Origin of the sequence: Paenibacillus baekrokdamisoli, from assembly GCF_003945345.1 — a bacterium.
GTDB classification, from domain to species: Bacteria; Bacillota; Bacilli; order Paenibacillales; family Paenibacillaceae; genus Paenibacillus_Z; species Paenibacillus_Z baekrokdamisoli.
In genome coordinates this window covers 687,281-705,786 of record NZ_AP019308.1, presented here as the reverse complement: position 1 = coordinate 705,786, position 18,506 = coordinate 687,281, and the positions used below count along the sequence as shown (strand labels likewise).

Genomic DNA, 18,506 nt, shown 5'->3' with positions numbered 1-18,506 from the left:
GGCGGTTTTTTACTCGTATACTTTAACACCATCAACGTCAACGATTTTGCGGAATTCTTCAAGCAGATGCGTCGTAATTGTACCTGCTTTTCCTGCACCAATCTGACGGCCATCTACCTCACGAACCGCGATGACTTCCGCTGCTGTCCCCGTGAAGAATACTTCATCAGCTACATAGACATCATGCAGTGTGAAGGGCTCCTCCTTCAGCTTATAGCCAAGCTTATCGCAAAGCTCCATAATTGCGGCACGCGTAATCCCCTCGAGAGCGCCTATATAACATGGCGGCGTGTACACAACTCCTTTTTTGATAATGAAAATATTATCACTTGAGCCTTCTGCAACGTAGCCTTGTGCATTAAGCATGATGGCTTCGCCAACACCAGCTAGATTCGCTTGAATTTTGACGAGAATATTGTTCAAGTAATTAAGTGATTTGATCTTTGGATTAAGTGCATCCGGAATGTTTCGGCGCTGCACAACGGAGACCGAGACAAGACCGTCACGGTAAGCTTCCTCTGAATAGATAGCAAGCTGCTCAACAATGATGATAACCCAAGCCTTCGGACAGCGTGTCGGATCGAGCCCCAGATTCCCGGGACCACGGGAAACAACAAGGCGAATGTAGCCATCGCGGAATTCATTACGTCGAATGGTTTCAATGAGCGCCTGCTCCATTTCAGTGTATGAAAGCGGAATATCAAGCATGATCGATTTGGCTGAATCATAAAGTCGATCGAGATGCTCCTTGCATTTGAAAATGTTACCGTTGTAGATACGTATACCTTCGAATATACCGTCACCATACAGAAAACCGTGATCAAATACCGATATCTTAGCGTTTTCTTTGCTCACATACTCACCGTTCAAATAAATCACTTGCTCTGCCATTACGTTATACCTCCAGCATTCATTTCGGTATGGTTAGCTTATTTTGCTACGTAATTATAACTAGGGTAGCTTCCTAGAACGCGCACCTGATAACCTATAGCTTCAATCTCTGCAATTGCAGCTGGCAGCAGTACGGTGTCCAATGACATATCGATATCTATGAGGAAATAATAATCACCCAGCTTTTTCTTCGTTGGCCGGGATTCAATACGTGACAAATTGATACGACGCCAAGAAAAGGCTGAGAGCACTTGGTGAAGCGCTCCTGGATGATCCTCAGGCATGTTGATAAGAATGCTCGTTTTATACAGATTCGGCTCACCATTGCGGAATGGCTCGGGGCCAACAAGCAGGAACCTCGTGAAATTATTGTCATGATCCGTAACGCTTCGCTCCAGAACATCCAATCCATTATCGGCAGCCGCCGATATTTGTCCAATAGCTGCCCATCCTCTGTGAGGATTGTCACGGACGATACGCACCGCTTCCGATGTGCTGCCAACATGCTCAAGCTCTGCATGAGGAATATACTTGCGTATATACTGCAAACATTGCGCCATCGCAACCGGATGACTCAGAACTTTAACAATCCGATCGTAGGCTATTTCACCATTCTCTTCTGTTAATTCGCTGCTAGGCCCGATTAAGTTCTGGATGGACGGGAATACCCATTCCGTCTGAATCGGCAATTCTACTTCATCAACCAGCCAGTCGGTATGTAGACCTACAGAACCATCAATCGTATTCTCGATTGGGATAACACTGTACTGCGTCTTCCCCTCAGCTGTGGCCAGAAAAACATCAGCGATAATACGGTGGTACTCAAGCTGAACGTCTACACCGCTGAATATATATCTTGCCGCTTCATCAGATGTCGAGCCTTTCGTCAAACATGCTGCAGTTATCATATCCCTTTTTCTCCTTTAACCCGCTCCAAGAAGGAATAGCCCGCAGCCACAGGGCCCTCAAGAACTTCAAGCTCCGGACCTTTAGCGCATGGCTGCAGCCACAATGTCTTTGCGTGGATGCCTTCTTTGCTGAGCGTATCAATCAAGAATTGTTCAAGCTCCTCTTTACGCGTGCTGCTCGCATCCACAAGAGCAAGCAGTGTAGGACCCGCACCGCTTAGGGCGGCTCCTAAAGCACCATGCTCTGTTGCGTTGTCCAGAATTTCAGCCATGCCAGGAATAAGCGCAGCCCGATAAGGCTGATGGAGTCGGTCACGCATTGCAAATGGGATAAGATCGAGCTGTCCGCTTGCAAGAGCTGCCACAAGCAGCGAGCTGCAGCCAAGGTTGAACACAGCATCTTTCATCGTGATTTGAGTTGGTAAAGCATGCCTAGCCTTCTCCGTTGATAATTGGAAGGCTGGTATCGCGACCAGCACTTCCAGCTGCGAATGAGGCTCAAGACGAACCTTCGCAGCCCTTGTACCATCCCATGCGGAGATGACTATCCCTCCGAAGAGAGATGCGCCTACATTATCGGGATGACCTTCTAGCTTAGTCGCTAACTGGAATAGATTGTCATCCGAGAGTGGACCTCCAATGAGCGCATTGGCTGCCACTAATGCCCCTACGATAGCAGAAGCACTGCTGCCAAGTCCTCGTGTCAACGGAATATCGCTATACATGGAGATGCTCAGCTCCGGCAGAGAAACCCCCGCTTCGTTAAAAACCAGCTGAGCCACTTTATAGATAAGATTGGACTTATCCCTTGCAATCCCATTCAACCCATCACCGTAAAGGTTAATTGACGTGTCTCCATTTGTAGAACCGGACATTTCAATCCAGAAGTAAAGGGAGAGCGCCATTCCGAGCGTATCGAAGCCCGGTCCTAGGTTAGCTGTACTGGCTGGAACCTTGACGAATATCCGACGATCTGTCATTTGTCTCCACCTTGAAGCTTGCGAATAGCCTCCATGACCGCTTCCTCTGAATCTTCCAAAACCAGAGGTTCAGCGTTCACGCTTTTAATCGCTATATTAGGATCTTGGTCCGTCACAGGCAAATATTCTTTATAAGTATCTAGTAAGCCAAGATATCTCATGATTAGTTTTGGACTCCTTTAAATATATGTGACCCTTTATCCTTCTACACGGTAAACGCTCTTCACGCTCTTCACGACTTCCATACCTTCGAAGGCCTGCAGAACCTTTTGAACCGCTGCTTTATTAGCATCATGCGTAATGATAATAATTTCTGCTTCTGGATTACTTACGTTAGGCTGTTGAAGTACAGACTCCAAACTAACCTCAAACTCTGCAAAGGCTTGCGTAATGCGTGCTAGCACGCCTGCGCGGTCATCGACATGGAGCAGCATGAAATATTTAGATGCAATTTGCTCGTCTGTTTTGAGCTTCTTAATCTTGTAGGAGAGCAAGTTCTGTTTACCATTAACACCAAGCTTGAGGTTCTTTACAACAGCTACCAAGTCAGCAACGACAGATGTTGCTGTCGGCAATTCACCCGCACCGGCGCCATAGAACATGGTCTCGCCGACCGCTTCACCGTATACATAAACTGCATTGAATACACCGTTAACAGAAGCAATTGGATGGCTTTGTTTCACCATCGTTGGCTGCACACTAACGCTGATGAAATCATCCTGACGCTCTGCAATGCCGAGCAGCTTCACTTCATAGCCCAGTCGTTTCGCATATAGAATATCCTCACGGCTGACCGACGAAATCCCCTTCACATCGACATCCTCAAGTGCTACATTTGCACGGAATCCAAGTGTTGCAAGAATTGTCATTTTACGCGCCGCATCCAGCCCTTCAACATCGGAGGTTGGGTCAGATTCCGCATAGCCTAGCTCTTGTGCTTCCTTTAGAACGTCAGCATACGCTGCGCCTTCTTGGCTCATCTTGGAGAGAATATAGTTGGTTGTTCCGTTAACGATACCCATAATCTTGGTAATACGATCTGACGAGAAGCCTTCAATCAGCGTACGAATAATGGGGATACCGCCCGCAACGCTTGCTTCATAGAGAACGTCACACTGATGTTCTTGTGCTTTAGCAAGAATTTCTGGACCATGCATAGCCATCAAATCCTTGTTGGCTGTGACGACATGCTTACCCCGAGATAAAGCTTCGAGAATATAGCCTTTTGTGTCCTCAATTCCGCCCATAACCTCAACAATAACATCAATTTCAGGATGATGAATGATTTCCCAAGGATCTTCGGTCAGTTTTTCGGGATCGATACTGATCGCACGCTCCTTGCTTTTATTCTGAACGAGTATTTTTTCTATAATGATCGGTGAACCGACCTGACTTTCCAAATCTGATTGATGTCCTTCCACAATTCGAACAACACCTGTTCCGACTGTTCCTAGACCAAGAAGACCTACTTTTACTGGTTTCACCATCATTTTGCCTCCATTATATGTTCTATCCTTGTCCAATGATGGCTATCTTCCGAACGCCATCATGACGTCTAATCGTCTCGATGAGCTCCGATAAATCACCGCTCATTAGTGATGTTTCCACGGAAATAACTACATTCGCGAGTCCCTGTAAAGGTATGGATTGATGCATCGTCAACACATTTCCCTCTGAGCTGGCTACAAGGCCAAGAACTTTGGATAGGACACCAGAGCGGTGGTCCAAATCCATAGAAATGGTGACAATTTGCTCACGTGCTAATTGATTCTGCGTGTAGACACCGTCTTTGTACTTATAGAAAGCGCTGCGACTTAGCCCCACCCGTTCCGTTGCCTCATGAACAGTTGCAGCCTCCCCGCGGCGAAGCATCTCTTTTACCTGAATGGTTTTGACAATCGCCTCGGGTAAGATGTCCTCGCGGACGACAAAATATCGTTCCGTCACCTACCGTCCTCCTAAAAAAGACATTTGTACGTGTATAGTGGACATTTTATCAAAATAAATGAAAGGCGGCAATAGGCAAAACCAAAAAACCGCCATTGACAGCATTCGCATAATAAATGCAAAGGCTGACCGCAGCGATTCTTTTATTTATTGACTGGAATATTCACTACCTTCAAAGAATTCGAATTCAAAATCGCCTATTCGAACTGTATCTCCATCTTTAGCGCCAATTTTGCGAAGTTCAGCATCGACACCCATATAACGTAAGGTACGACCAAATTTATTGACCGCATCATACGTGTTTAGATTGATTCGCTTCATAAATTTCGTTATCGCAGCGCTCTCCAAGACGAAGCCTTCATTCTCACGATAAACAACAAAGGAGTTATCGTCTTCTTTTTCAAGCGTATAGACTTTGCGCTCAGCAACATCCTTAACCTCTTCAAGGAGAGGCATCTCAGGTACGGTCGCGAGCAAGTCTGCCGCCTTATACAGCAATTCTTGAACACCCTGCTTTGTAACTGAAGACATCGGTACGATCTCGTGGTGAACAGTACCTTCTTCATCCTCGGCTGCATCTGCTGCAAGCTGTTCACGGAACATCGCAAGCTGCTCTTCAGCATCTGGCATGTCCATTTTGTTCGCTACAATAATTTGAGGACGAGTCGCTAGAAGTGGATTATATTGCTCTAGTTCTTCATTAATGGTTACCCAATCCTCATAAGGGTCACGGCCTTCTGAACCGGACATATCTATAATATGGAGAATGATCCGAGTCCGCTCAACATGCCTTAAGAAATCATGTCCAAGTCCGATCCCTTCACTCGCGCCTTCTATTAGACCAGGTAGATCAGCCATAACGAAGCTTCGTCCATCTCCCACATCAACAACACCCAGATTTGGAGATAGCGTTGTGAAGTGATAAGCACCAATCTTCGGTGTTGCAGCTGTTACGATAGATAATAAAGTGGATTTACCAACGCTCGGATATCCAACAAGGCCAACGTCTGCCATAACTTTAAGCTCGAGTATGATCCAACGCTCCCGACCTTCTTCACCATTCTCACAAAAATCCGGCGCCGGATTGCTTTGCGTTGCGAAGCGACAGTTACCTCTTCCGCCTCTTCCACCTTTACCTACAACAATTTCTGATCCATGCTGCGTCATATCCGCAATGATTTCCTGGGTATCATCATCGATGATAATTGTACCTGGGGGAATCCGGATGATTGTGTCCTCCGCATTGGCTCCGTGCATCGATTTTACTTTACCACGCTCGCCCTTTTCACCTTTAAAATGCTTCTGATAGCGAAAATCCATCAGTGTACGCAAGCCTTCATCCACACGGAAAATAACATCTCCGCCATTACCGCCATCACCACCGGCTGGTCCGCCATTGGGAACGTACTTCTCACGGCGGTAAGAAACGATTCCGTTCCCACCATCTCCGCCTTTAACGAATATCTTTGCTTTATCGACAAACATGTGTCCTAGCCTCCGTTTAATTCACAAGCTGCGCTTGTAGGTTCATATTCTCCGGCAATAGGTCCGAATGGATCGGCTTGAGCGGAGATCCCTCAAGGGCGCGCTTGCATTTCTGTTTCCATTCACCCATATCATTCAAGCTGCCCTCGTAACGGAACGATACGGAAAGAGCCTTCTCTTCTAGTACCAAATCAACAGTCAGCTTAGCGACTTCACCCATTCCCGATTTGACCGAGAAGCGATAAGCATTTATTAATTCCACTATCGTCTCCGCTGCTAGCTCACCGTCTATTGGCAAATCGGCCAAATTTAGCTCACCTTCAATGCCGACCTCAAACTGCAGCGAATGCGTCATCGTACGAAACGATTGCATAAACGTTACGAGCGAAGGAATGCCGAGCTTTGCTATCTTGCTTTCTGTCATCATTCGATCTCTTATTTGTTCCACATACTGAACGGTCTTATCCGCTTTATTCATTCGAATATATCCATAAAGCACTTGAAGATCATTCATCCAATCATGACGATGATGATTCAAGGTTCTAATAGATGCCGTCTGAAGGGCATGAAGGGACCTCGCCATTCGCCATGCATGTTCTTTACGTTCACACCATACCCAGAGCAAAGCTGCTATTACTATCCAAGCTATAAAAACCGTTAGCAGCCAAAGCTCGGATCGCCAAATGAGAACGGCAGCCGTTGGCAGCAAGACAGATGCAGCCGCGTAGTGCTTGGTCATTCGTAAGCGATTCATGAGCCGATCCTACTTTCCTGTTCTTTCCTAACCTTAAATAGTATAGCACGAGAAAGGTGAAAGTTCATCCCAGCAATCGGCTTGTCTAAGAAAAAAAGAAAACCCCGGTCCTGCAAGCAGGGCCGGGGCGAAAGCCATTATTACATTTCAGAAGCTGCTGCTACAGGAGCAGCAACAATCGGGTAGACACTTACTTTCTTCCGATCGCGTCCCCAACGTTCGAACTTAACGACGCCTTCCACTTTCGCGAAAAGAGTGTCGTCTTTACCGATACCAACGTTGTTACCTGGATGTACTTTTGTTCCGCGTTGACGAAATAGAATGCTTCCCGCCGTTACCGCTTGACCATCAGCACGTTTTGCGCCAAGACGCTTCGATTGGCTGTCACGTCCATTTCGCGTGGACCCTACACCTTTCTTCGAAGCGAATAGCTGAAGATTCAGTTTCAACATAGTTGTTCCCTCCTTCATTCAAAAATTTTGTGACGAATAACAACGTACTTACCGTATGAGGCAGCAATTGTATTCAGCATCACAATCATAGATTCCAAAAGCAGTTGTACTCGCTCATTAACTGAGGGGTCCGATTGCAGAGGAATATCCGATTGGAGCCAGCCGTTCTTCATTGAAGCTGGAAGCGCAAGGCCAGCCAGCTGTTCAATGGCGTTCACCGTACCAACCGAGACGGCTGATACACCCGCACAAATAATATCTTTGCCCGGATTCGCAAACTTGGCATGTCCCTCAATTGCAAACGACACGATCTGTTTATCGTCGGCGGATTGCCGCACAATGGTGACCGTTATCATAATTTAACCTCTTAAGCTTGGATTTTGCCAATCGTTACTTTGGAGTAAGGCTGACGATGACCTTGCTTACGGCGGTAGTTTTTCTTCGCTTTGTATTTGTAAACGATGATTTTTTGTCCTCTGCCGTGTTTCTCGACTTTAGCTGTTACAGTAGCGCCGGCAATAACCGGTGTACCTGTTACAAACTCGTCGCCTTTAGTTACAGCCAATACCCGGTCGAACGTAAAGTCCTCACCTTCGAAAGCGTTCAATTTCTCGATGTATAGAACATCGCCCTCTTGAACTTTATACTGTTTTCCGCCAGTTTCAATAATCGCAAACATGTGTGTTGCACCTCCTTATTTTCGAAGACTCGCCTGAGGCAGGTGTCGCCGGTAATGAAACCGCTGCGCGCTTGTAGACCTGTTCTGTGCGGTAAATGGATGATAGGCTTTAACACCTTCTCATGCACCATAGTATTTTAGCACAGGAGATGTTCAATAGCAAACAAAAATAAAATGAAAGATATTCTCGCTCATAGGATTGTCGACTATACCCTTACTATTAATCTCTCATATATTGAAGTATGAACATCTATCCAAGACAAATGATAGATTCGTATAACTGCCAAGGGAGGCGAACTCATTGATTATTGTGCTCATGATTATTGCTATCGCAGGTTGTTTGTTGTTCTTTTTACTACAACCACCCGATCCTGATTATGTAATGGTCTATCAAAAAGAACAGGAGGAAGAAGCTGGAATCATCATGCTAACAGAAATATCATCATAACTGCAATTTCAGTTAATCAAACGAGTTCAGTCAGGGGTGAATCTTAACTATGTATGGCTCAGTAGCAACGAGTATCACTATTTTTGCGTTTATTATGACCGTGATTCTGATTCTATGGAGACCCAAAGATATCAATGAAGCCATTCCTTCCTCTCTGGGGGCCTTGCTCGTCCTAATTAGCGGGACTGTTTCCTTGGCTGATTTTGGACAAATTAGTGCAACTGTCAGTGGTGCAGCTATCACTATTATGGCTACGATTGTTATGGCTGTCGTGCTGGAGAGCTTCGGCTTTTTTATTTGGGCGGCAGAAGGACTAGCTGCAAGGGCAAAGGGATCGGGGATACGTTTGTTCTGGTATGTCAATTTAATTTGCTTTTTGATGACCCTCTTCTTTAATAACGACGGAAGCATTCTCATAACAACGCCGATTCTGCTCATCCTGCTGCAAAACTTAGGATTGAAGAATCATCAAAAAATACCTTACCTTCTTTCTGGCGCTCTCGTCGCAACTGCTTCAAGTGCCCCTATCGGAGTAAGCAACATCGTTAATTTAATTGCACTAAAAATCGTTCATATGAGCTTGTACATGCATACCCTTATGATGTTCGTACCTGCTACACTCGGTCTTCTATTCATGGTTCTCCTGCTCTTCCTAATCTGCTATCGCTCTCTTCCGGCCCGACTGCCTGTTATTCACGGCAAGCTCTGGTCCCATAACCATCATGCTTGGCACCACCCTTTAAAGGAGAACGCCGAAACCAAAATTACAAGCATGACCACCAAGCAGCGGACACGGTTTATGCAAAAAGTACTGCTTTTTGTATTCTTTGTTCGTGTGAGCTTATTTGTTGCCTCTTATCTATCAATTCCGATTGAGATTGTCTCCGTGATCGGATCCGCTGTCCTTCTCGGCTGGAGATGGTATAACTTAAAAATCCCTCCGACCGATATGATCAAGAAGACACCTTGGCATATTCTTGTTTTTGCATTCGGCATGTATATCATCATTTATGGCATTCATAATATCGGATTCACCCATTGGCTTGTGACCTACTTCCAGCCAATTGTTAACGGCAGTCTGCTCAATGCCAGCTTAATCATGGGAGGTGTCCAAAGCCTCATGTCCACTTTGTTCAACAATCATCCGGCGCTCATGATTGGAACCTTAACCTTAACGGAGATGAACCTTGATCCACTCACTCTGAAAATCGCTTATTTAGCCAATGTAGTTGGCAGTGATATCGGGTCCTTGCTGCTTCCTATAGGCACCTTGGCGTCCCTTATTTGGATGCATATCTTAAGAAAAAATAAGGTGAAAATCCATTGGAAGGATTATACAAGGATAACTATACTTGTAATACCGCCAACCGTATTATTTACGCTATTTGTCCTCTACTATTGGGTCAGCTGGCTTTTCTAAAGGATCGAATGTCTTCCTTTATATTTTCCCCCTGCCTTTACAAATCGGGCATGTTTCTAACATCTTAGTCATCGCATGCTCGCGTACCTTTTTACGAGTTATTTCTACTAAACCAAGTCTTGTCCATCCTACGACCTGACATCTCGTTCTATCTTGACGAATCAGCAGCTCAAGCCTTTGTATAATTTGATTCCGGTGCTCCTCCAGCTCCATATCAATGAAATCAATGATAATGATGCCGCCAATATCTCGAAGCCGAATGAGCCGCGCGATTTGATCCACCGCTTCCATGTTGGTCCGAAACACCGTATCCTCTAGGTCACTTGTACCTACAAACTTACCGGTGTTGACGTCTATGACCGTCAACGCTTCCGTCTGATCCAGCACAAGATCCCCGCCGTTATGAAGTCGAATGCGCCTTTCAAATGCCTCATGCAGCTGCTCGTCAATCCGGTATTGTTGGAATAACGTGGCTGATCCTTGCATCTCGAATAAACGCATACGTGCAACCATGGATGGTGCCATCTGCTTCATGATGGACTCGGTTTTTTGATAGCTTGCCTGATCGTCAATCCATACCTCATCCATTTCCGTTGTGAGCAAGTCCCGGACTAATCGATGCACCAAATCGGCTTCACGATGCAATTCAATCGGTGAGGAGGCAGTAACCGCAAGGGCTTCAATCCCCTGCCATAGCTCCCGTAGAAACTTCACATCTGCCTTTAGTGATTCATTGCTCTCTCCTTCGGCAGCCGTTCGCATAATAACACCTTCACCCTGCTGCCGAATAGATTCACCGACGATGCGCATTCTTCCCCGCTCATGCTCTCCATTTACTTTCTTGGATACACCCACATAATCCGCATGAGGCATGTACACAAGGAATCGACCAGGAAGCGAGAAGTGCGTCGTAACACGCGCTCCTTTGCTTCCTAGCGGTTCTTTCATCACTTGAACGACAATTTCTTGTCCGACCTTGAGCAGCTGGTCTATTGCTGGTTTTACTAACGGTTGACGTTCTAGATGTGGATGCAAAACATCATCAATGTATAGGAAGGCATTCTTGGCGAGTCCGATATCGACGAAAGCCGCTTGCATGCCTGGGAGCACATTAACAATCCGACCTTTAAAGACACTACCCACTAATTGTCCGGCGTTTTCTGATTGCTCCATATAAAATTCAATCAAGCGACCTTCATCAACAACCGCGATTTGGAGCAGCTCCTTTTGACCGTGAACGATCATTCGTTTCATCCTATCAACCTCCTGCCGTATCCGTCTTTTTTATTTATTTTACATGAAAAGATCCAAAACTGCACGATCCGCTTTTCCATCTGACAAAAATCCATTCACTACTCTTTGCTCTGGAAGAACGGCTAGAATCCGCCCTTGCTCCTCCATCACAATGACTAAATGGTAGCTATCACGCTTAAATAGTCGCAAGGCTGCTGAAACGGTATGCCGCTTATTAACGATGATTGGAAGTGCCCATGCCCCCTTAGTAATGGACCGAGACGAGGCCATTTCTCGATTGGTTAGAAAACGGAGAAATAGAAAAGGGATATGCCGATAGGCCGTCCAATTCGTGAAGAATAAAAAAAGGCCGACTGTTAATAAATTAAATTGAATGCCCATCCCACCGGAATAAACGACCGGAACAATGGCATAACCAATCATAATGATACTTAAAACAAGACTGATTCTTATTGCCCACACTAAAGTTTGATGAAACGCAAGCGTTTGGCTCAAGGCTGCTTGCATCAGTTTCCCACCATCTAGAGGAAGGATCGGAAGTAGATTAAATAACCCGATCATTACATTCGCTCTCCATACATAATCAGACCATTCGACATTCCATAAGCCAAGCTGACCGAATGTCCATGCGACCGCGCCCATCCATACGTTTTGAAGAGGCCCGGCGATTGCAACAATAGCATCTTCTTTAGAAGGCAAACTGCCCGCTTCCTCTACCTCAGCTACGCCTCCAAACGGCAGCAGCTTCACTTCCCGCACCGTCCAACCGAACCCCCGAGCCGTAATGACATGACCCAGCTCATGCACGAACACAATGGCAAATAACGTGATCAGCTCCACGAAGTAGCCTGTCATTACGGAAGCCATCATCACTAATACGAATAAGGGATGGATCGACCACGTTATGCCAGCAACTCTAATCAAGCGGAACGACGTCGGCAGGATTGACGTACGCTCCTTTCTCCTTTACGGCAAAAAACAATAAGCTTTTCCCACCCTCGGCTGCATCTGCAGCTGGAAGCTTGCCTAAAGTTTGTCCAGCTTCCACCCAATCATTAACCGCTGTCGCTACCTGTCCCAGTCGCCCATAAACAGTAACACGATTATCGGCATGCTGAATGACGATCGTTTTCCCCGTCCTCTCATCATCCGTCACGAGCAATACCCGGCCAACTTCAGCTGCAAGAACGGCTTCCTGAGATTCGCCCGCAATTTCCACGCCACTTAACGTTTCCGCAAAGCTTCGGACCACCGCGCCCTTGGATAGGGGGGCTACAATCGATAACTCCATGACCCCTTCCGCTAGCTTTGATTCTTTCTCTTTATCGCTTCCAAACATCGGAATAAATGAAGGTGCTCCTGAGAAAACCTGCTTGTACCAATTCGCTGCAGAATCGAAATTGATCTGTTCCGTTAAAGCAGCTGTAACGACCTGTTGGCCTTGCTTAGCCATCGGATTATCCATACGAAACATTACGAATAAAATGATAAACAAAGCTAACGAGATCATCGTTTGAATAAATAGCCCTCTTACTATAAATCTATAGTTTGGGCTTGGTTTATTTCCGCTGCCAGATGGAGCTTTTCTACTCTCTTTACTCGAAGCAGGAGCTAGTCTCCAACCCGCACTTTCCCACGGATTCGATTGAGCCTTCCATAGTCGTTCAGGGTCCTGCTCACGAGCTCCGAGCCCACCCTCCCTCTCACGATTACGGTCATTACTCTCTCGAATTAACGGTTCGGTAGGCAATGCCTGTTGGATAAAGTCCACGGCACTTTCAGGCTCGCGAATATGCTGTAATCCTGGTGCTAACTGACTATTGTCCATGATCCGGCGTATCCGCTCTTGCCGACGCTGACGGATTCCGTTCTTCGTCTCCATGGCTCATCCCTCCATCTATAAAGCTTGTTCGCCTTATTTATATGAGAAGGAGGGCTTCTTTATGTTGACGTGAAAAAGATACAAGCTGCATGGGACAAACAAAAAACCGCTTAGCGGGATTCGCTAAACGGTTATGTAGCCATTTCATATTTTTCTTGATGAGCTTTAACGCTAAATACAAGACCGATGCAGATCATATTGAGTAGAAGTGAAGTACCTCCATAGCTGATAAAAGGGAGTGTAATACCTGTAATTGGCATAAGACCAATCATCATTCCAATATTCTGGAACACCTGGAATACAAACATCGACACAATACCGACGATGATGAAGGAGCCTCTCCTGTCAAAGCACTGAAAGGCGATAATGATCATCCGATAAATGAGTAGGAAATACAGCATGAGTACAACAGCAGCACCCTGGAAACCGAATTCCTCACCAATAACAACGAAGATCGCATCTGAGTATGGATAAGGAATAAACTTTCGATTCTTGGATTCGCCCTTCATATAGCCATCACCTGTCAAGCCGCCGGAGCCAATCGCTATCTTTGCTTTACTCGCCTGATAGATCTCTTTCTCGGAAGCTGTCCCTGGGTTGACGAAGCCATTAATCCGCTCGTACCAATGCACTTTGTCATGATCGTACAAATAGTCATGAATTGGTTTATTGTACGTATTAAAGAGGAATATGAATAAGAATAATCCCCCGATAATAATCGTAAGTCCTAGTAATACATGCGAATATTTAACGTTACCAATCCAGAGCATACCAAGCAGAATAACCAGGTAGATAATGGCATTACCAAGATCCGGTTGGATCATAACAAGCATAAACGGAACGAATGATAGCGCAGCGATAACGAGTAAATCTTTACTAGCTCTAAGGGTGTCGCCTTGCCTTTTCCCCATCAAATGGGCAGTCATGATGATCAAAATAATCTTGACCATCTCAGCAGGCTGAAACTGCAGGCCTCCTGGCAATTGGAACCATGCTCTGGCACCATTAATAACAGGAGCTGTCAAGAAGACGACAACCAGCAGCACATTGCCAAGCAAGTATAAAAACAACCAGGATTTCAGGAAAACACGGTAATCAATCATCGTAACGAGAATGACGACTATAAAGCCGAGTCCGAAAAAGAGGACTGTTTTGACATCATAATCCGCATAACCAGGATTCCCGTACGTTGCACTATGAACAAGCAGCGTGCTGACTACCATCAGTGCCAGCAGAATGAGTATGATGCCGATGTCTAGTTTCTTCAGTTTATTGAACACTTTTTACTCATCCTATTCCAAGGAACTTACGAAATCTCTTGAATGTACTGGATTTCTCTTCAAGCGGCATAAGCGGCACCATATCCCCCAACATTCTGCGTGCGATATTACGATAAGCAATCGCTGCGCGAGAAGTGGGATCCATTACTGTAGGTTCACCTGCATTCGCAGATTTAATGACCTTCTCATCATCTGGTACAATACCTAATAAATCAACTGCAAGTACTTGGCAAATCTCATCAATATCCAGCATCTCACCACTCCGGACCATATTTGCCCGAATCCGGTTAATAACAAGTCTAGACGGCACTTGTGACTTCTCTAGTAAGCCAATGACACGGTCTGCATCACGAACAGCTGCGTTCTCTGGCGTTGTCACGACAATTGCACGGTCAGCTCCGGCTACCGCATTGCGGAAACCCTGCTCGATTCCTGCTGGGCAATCAATAATCACATAATCAAAATCCTTCTTAAGCTCGAGAACCATATCTCGGACCTGTTCCGGGGTTACATCATGCTTGTCCTTTGTTTGAGCAGCCGGCAGCATATACAATTCATCGAATCGTTTATCCTTCACTAGTGCTTGATTAAGACGGCAGCGCCCCTCAGCAACATCGATAAGGTCATAAATAATACGGTTCTCAAGGCCCATCACAACATCTAAATTACGCAGACCAATGTCGGTATCAACCATACATACCTTTTTGCCCAATAGCGCCAAAGCTGTTCCTACATTCGCGGAAGTTGTTGTCTTGCCAACTCCGCCTTTTCCAGATGTGACTACAATTGCTTCTCCCATGACTCAACACTCCCCGCTGCAGCCTTGCTCCTGTATAAGCAAGCCTGAAATACTACAGTCATACGTACCTTATTCACCTGCACTATGCCTTAAAAATGACCGGCTCTTTGCGCATACGGTGCAATTGAGTCATCTTGTCGATTTTCATTACACCTTCATTCAAATAAGCAAACTCCATCGTCGCATCACCTGTCATCCACTCGTCCGGCGGACGACTAATTACCTCACCAATTCGAAGCTGAGTAGGACGCAGCAAAGATGCTGCAATGATAGCATTCTCCAATCCCTTAATGCCTGCATGAGCAAGACCACGAAGGGCACCCATGACATAGATATCGCCTGTACACATTAAGGTTCCACCTGGATTCAGGTCTCCCATAAGCAGCAAATTGCCTTCATGTTCTACCGTTTGTCCGGATCTGATAATACCGGTCAATATTTTAATGTTGCGTCCATCCTCGCCAAGGGGCAGTTCAGGTGCATCGCTTTCTACGGACTGAACGAGCAAATTACCCTGCTGACGAATAGCAGCCTTAATTCGCTCCTTATCGTCTTCATCCAATTGACGAGTGCCCAGCTTTACATGAACATGAACGATCGGACCGGTCAGCAGCTGTTGGTGCGACTTTTCCAACTTATACTGAAGTTCTTCTAGCAAGGCGGAAAATTCACAATCGTCGTCAAGAAGAAAGACTAATCCTTCCTTGACTCCTTTTATCGTAATATGCTGCTTATCGGTCACGCTCGTCCCTCCTTCTTTACCTATACGATTCTGGTTGATGTGTACCAATTCCTGCCTGCAGCTTTATTCTTCTTCTTCATCGTTTTTCTTGCCTCCACCGCCTTCAAACCATCGTCTAGCAGGAACGTAGATAACGAGTGCAAATAATAGCTGAAGAAACAAGCTTGGTAATATGTGCTGGAGTAACGCCCATTCAAACGTTTGGTCTGTTAATCGAAACACCCTATAGATGAAATAATTCACCACTTGAAAAACGAGTGTCGATATCCCGATCATGGTCAAAGCCATAAGCAAGGTGCTTCTCTTGCGTTCCATGAGAAGTCCAGTCAGATAACCGACAAGCCCCATTGAAAAAGAATGAACGCCAATAATTTCTCCATAGAACGCTACATCCTGCAGTAATCCAAAAGACATACCTAGTATGAGCGAGGTATGTCGTCCACGATATAAAGCGGAGTAGAGTACGAATGCTAGTGTGAACATCGGAACAACTCTACCAACTAGACTATCAGGCAGCAGCCAATAGAACAGCGTTCCTTCCAATAGGAAGAAGAGCAGCATCACGAATACAATTCGCTGCGTGCTCATTGGCCGCTCTCCCCTGTCTCCGGATTTTCCACCACAAACACTTCTGTCAGATGGTCGAAATCTGCAGCAGGCGTAATAGTAGCTGTGAGCGTTAGACCGAAATCTCCCACCTGCTTGGAATCCACCTTACCAATAACCATTCCACGGGGAAATACATTTCCAAGGCCCGAAGTAATAACAGTATCGCCTGGAGCAATGGGATCATTCTCCGCAATCTTCGTCATGGTTAGCTTGCCAGTGTCACTGTGATAGCTCTCAATAACGCCGAAAGATTCTTTTTCTTTGCCAAGTACCGTCGCTGCTGGTTTGGAGGTTGAGTTCTCATTAAGCTCTGTAAGTGGCATTACAGATGAGTAGAAAGGGTCTACCCGACTAACAATACCGACCAAGCCCTTAGGAGTCACAACAACCATGTTCGGTTTGATCCCATCCTTAGAACCCTGATTGATTCGAATGGTTGCATCATACGGATTACTGCTAACAGCAACTACCTGCGCAATTATATAATTGTATTGGTATAACAACTTCTGGCGATTCTTAAAATCCAGATCTTCTTGCAGGCGCTTATTCTCGGATTCAATAAAATTATATTTAATACTGTCACGCGCATAAGCAGCTGCGGCTAAACGCAGCTGCTCATTTTCTTTGTAGACATCGTGCAGATTCGACAGATCTTTAAACAGACCCGCTATATAGCCAGCGGGCCTGTAAAAAACTTCCTGTGCCAAAGCAGATGAATCAAGCACGAAGTTCTCTGGCCAAGTCAGTTTCTTCCGATCACCAATAGAGAATCCCATTACAGCAACGAACACAATAAAAACAATCATTAGAACAAACATGCGTTTGTTGCGCATCCAGTTAAACAATTTATCATCACCCGCCCATTCCAATCATCCGGTTTTTCTTATGACGACTTCACGGACGTTATCGTTTGGAACGAGTGACCGGGCCGCCCCGAGTTTTGAATAAATCGATGTTATCTAAAGCTCTTCCTGTACCAATAGCGACACAATCCAGTGGATTCTCCGCCACAATAACAGGCATGCCTGTCTCACGAGCCAGCAATTTATCTAGGTTGCGCAGCAGGGCTCCGCCGCCTGTCAATACAATTCCGCGATCCATAATATCAGCCGATAGTTCAGGCGGACATTTCTCTAAAGTTACTTTTACCGCATCAACAATCGAATTGACTGTATCTGCCAGAGCTTCGCAAATTTCCTCCGAGGAAATAGGCAGCGTCTTAGGTAAACCAGAAACAAGATCCCGTCCACGAATTTCAATCGTCTCCACCTTATCAAAGGTAAGTGCTGAGCCAATCTCCATTTTCAGTTGTTCTGCGGTACGCTCACCGATCATAAGATTATACATCCGTTTAATGTACTGCGTAATCGCCTCATCCATCTCATCGCCAGCGACTCGAATGGATCGGCTGGTAACAATACCGCCGAGGGAAATAACCGCTACTTCAGTCGTACCTCCACCAATATCGACGACCATACTGCCTGTCGGCTCCCATACAGGTAGATCAGCTCCGATAGCTGCAGCAAACGGCTCTTCAATTGTAAAAGCCTCACGCGCTCCCGCTTGCTCTGTCGCTTCTTTAACCGCACGCTGTTCAACTGCTGTAATACCTGAAGGTACACATACCATCACGTTAGGATGGCGTGCAAACAACGAACGCTGCTTTTGCGCTTGACGAATGAAATATTTGATCATCGTTGCGGTCGTTTCAAAATCCGCAATAACACCATCCTTCATAGGACGAATGGCACGAATATTCCCTGGTGTACGACCAATCATTTTTTTGGCATGTTCGCCAACTGCTTCAATCGTTTTCGTATCCGTACGTATGGCAACCACTGAGGGTTCTCTAACGACGATGCCTTTACCTTTTACATAGACAAGAGTATTTGCTGTTCCTAGATCGATGCCTAGGTCTTTCGTAAAGCCACCAAACATGTTTAATCTTCCTTTCTATTCAAAAACAAGCTCTTTTA

22 protein-coding genes are annotated in these 18,506 nt (G+C 45.7%); 2 read left to right on the top strand and 20 right to left on the bottom strand.

Annotation, left to right across the window (positions count from 1 at the left end):
* Positions 1–9: 9 nt before the first annotated feature.
* From ilvE to rplU, 11 genes are all read right to left on the bottom strand, one after another.
* A complete protein-coding gene (gene ilvE, locus EKN16_RS02995; RefSeq protein WP_125653642.1) occupies positions 10–891 on the bottom strand; it encodes a branched-chain-amino-acid transaminase in 882 nt (293 codons plus the stop codon).
* Positions 892–929: 38 nt separating this feature from the next.
* The gene (gene pheA, locus EKN16_RS02990) at positions 930–1,799 is read right to left on the bottom strand and encodes a prephenate dehydratase (RefSeq protein WP_125653641.1); all 870 of its coding nucleotides are present in this window, start codon (positions 1,797–1,799) and stop codon (positions 930–932) included.
* Positions 1,796–2,779 (bottom strand): homoserine kinase, encoded by a 984-nt coding sequence (gene thrB, locus EKN16_RS02985; protein WP_125653640.1) that lies wholly within the window; start codon positions 2,777–2,779, stop codon positions 1,796–1,798. Before thrB ends, pheA begins: the two co-directional genes overlap by 4 nt.
* Entirely contained in the window at positions 2,776–2,940 is a 165-nt protein-coding gene (locus tag EKN16_RS32025) for a hypothetical protein (protein ID WP_164522598.1), read from the bottom strand. Before EKN16_RS32025 ends, thrB begins: the two co-directional genes overlap by 4 nt.
* A 36-nt stretch (positions 2,941–2,976) precedes the next feature.
* Positions 2,977–4,263, bottom strand: a complete 1,287-nt coding sequence (locus EKN16_RS02980; RefSeq protein ID WP_125665791.1) for a homoserine dehydrogenase — start codon at positions 4,261–4,263, stop codon at positions 2,977–2,979.
* Positions 4,264–4,288: 25 nt separating this feature from the next.
* Positions 4,289–4,726, bottom strand: coding sequence for an ACT domain-containing protein (locus EKN16_RS02975; RefSeq protein WP_125653639.1), 438 nt, complete (start codon positions 4,724–4,726; stop codon positions 4,289–4,291).
* A gap of 147 nt (positions 4,727–4,873) precedes the next feature.
* Positions 4,874–6,211 carry a GTPase ObgE gene (obgE, locus tag EKN16_RS02970; protein WP_125653638.1) on the bottom strand — a complete coding sequence of 446 codons (1,338 nt, stop codon included), beginning with the start codon at positions 6,209–6,211 and terminating at the stop codon, positions 4,874–4,876.
* Between the two features lie 16 nt (positions 6,212–6,227).
* Complete coding sequence (locus EKN16_RS02965) at positions 6,228–6,965, bottom strand: Spo0B domain-containing protein (protein WP_125653637.1); 738 nt, start codon at positions 6,963–6,965, stop codon at positions 6,228–6,230.
* A gap of 140 nt (positions 6,966–7,105) precedes the next feature.
* A complete protein-coding gene (gene rpmA, locus EKN16_RS02960; RefSeq protein ID WP_125653636.1) occupies positions 7,106–7,417 on the bottom strand; it encodes a 50S ribosomal protein L27 in 312 nt (103 codons plus the stop codon).
* Between the two features lie 14 nt (positions 7,418–7,431).
* Positions 7,432–7,773, bottom strand: coding sequence for a ribosomal-processing cysteine protease Prp (locus tag EKN16_RS02955; RefSeq protein WP_125653635.1), 342 nt, complete (start codon positions 7,771–7,773; stop codon positions 7,432–7,434).
* 11 nt (positions 7,774–7,784) lie between these two features.
* Positions 7,785–8,096 carry a 50S ribosomal protein L21 gene (gene rplU / locus EKN16_RS02950; RefSeq protein ID WP_125653634.1) on the bottom strand — a complete coding sequence of 104 codons (312 nt, stop codon included), beginning with the start codon at positions 8,094–8,096 and terminating at the stop codon, positions 7,785–7,787.
* 301 nt (positions 8,097–8,397) lie between these two features.
* Here rplU and EKN16_RS32020 point away from each other — a divergent pair, with 301 nt between their 5' ends.
* Positions 8,398–8,544: a hypothetical protein gene (locus tag EKN16_RS32020; protein WP_164522651.1), complete on the top strand. Its 147-nt coding sequence runs from the start codon at positions 8,398–8,400 to the stop codon at positions 8,542–8,544.
* Between the two features lie 49 nt (positions 8,545–8,593).
* Complete coding sequence (locus EKN16_RS02945) at positions 8,594–9,964, top strand: arsenic transporter (protein ID WP_125653633.1); 1,371 nt, start codon at positions 8,594–8,596, stop codon at positions 9,962–9,964.
* A gap of 18 nt (positions 9,965–9,982) precedes the next feature.
* Here EKN16_RS02945 and EKN16_RS02940 read toward each other — a convergent pair whose 3' ends face one another.
* From EKN16_RS02940 to EKN16_RS02900, 9 genes are all read right to left on the bottom strand, one after another.
* Entirely contained in the window at positions 9,983–11,218 is a 1,236-nt protein-coding gene (locus EKN16_RS02940; RefSeq protein ID WP_125653632.1) for an Rne/Rng family ribonuclease, read from the bottom strand.
* 39 nt (positions 11,219–11,257) lie between these two features.
* Entirely contained in the window at positions 11,258–12,142 is an 885-nt protein-coding gene (locus EKN16_RS02935) for a site-2 protease family protein (RefSeq protein WP_125653631.1), read from the bottom strand.
* The gene (locus EKN16_RS02930) at positions 12,135–13,100 is read right to left on the bottom strand and encodes a M23 family metallopeptidase (RefSeq protein WP_125653630.1); all 966 of its coding nucleotides are present in this window, start codon (positions 13,098–13,100) and stop codon (positions 12,135–12,137) included. Before EKN16_RS02930 ends, EKN16_RS02935 begins: the two co-directional genes overlap by 8 nt.
* Positions 13,101–13,231: 131 nt before the next feature.
* Complete coding sequence (locus tag EKN16_RS02925; protein WP_125653629.1) at positions 13,232–14,380, bottom strand: FtsW/RodA/SpoVE family cell cycle protein; 1,149 nt, start codon at positions 14,378–14,380, stop codon at positions 13,232–13,234.
* Positions 14,381–14,387: 7 nt separating this feature from the next.
* Positions 14,388–15,179, bottom strand: coding sequence for a septum site-determining protein MinD (gene minD / locus EKN16_RS02920; RefSeq protein ID WP_125653628.1), 792 nt, complete (start codon positions 15,177–15,179; stop codon positions 14,388–14,390).
* An 82-nt stretch (positions 15,180–15,261) separates the two neighbouring features.
* Positions 15,262–15,921: a septum site-determining protein MinC gene (locus EKN16_RS02915; RefSeq protein ID WP_125653627.1), complete on the bottom strand. Its 660-nt coding sequence runs from the start codon at positions 15,919–15,921 to the stop codon at positions 15,262–15,264.
* Between the two features lie 63 nt (positions 15,922–15,984).
* Complete coding sequence (mreD, locus tag EKN16_RS02910) at positions 15,985–16,509, bottom strand: rod shape-determining protein MreD (RefSeq protein ID WP_125653626.1); 525 nt, start codon at positions 16,507–16,509, stop codon at positions 15,985–15,987.
* A complete protein-coding gene (mreC, locus tag EKN16_RS02905) occupies positions 16,506–17,363 on the bottom strand; it encodes a rod shape-determining protein MreC (protein ID WP_125653625.1) in 858 nt (285 codons plus the stop codon). The genes mreD and mreC overlap by 4 nt, the downstream gene beginning before the upstream one ends.
* Positions 17,364–17,433: 70 nt before the next feature.
* Positions 17,434–18,468: a rod shape-determining protein gene (locus tag EKN16_RS02900; protein ID WP_125653624.1), complete on the bottom strand. Its 1,035-nt coding sequence runs from the start codon at positions 18,466–18,468 to the stop codon at positions 17,434–17,436.
* Positions 18,469–18,506: the final 38 nt, after the last annotated feature.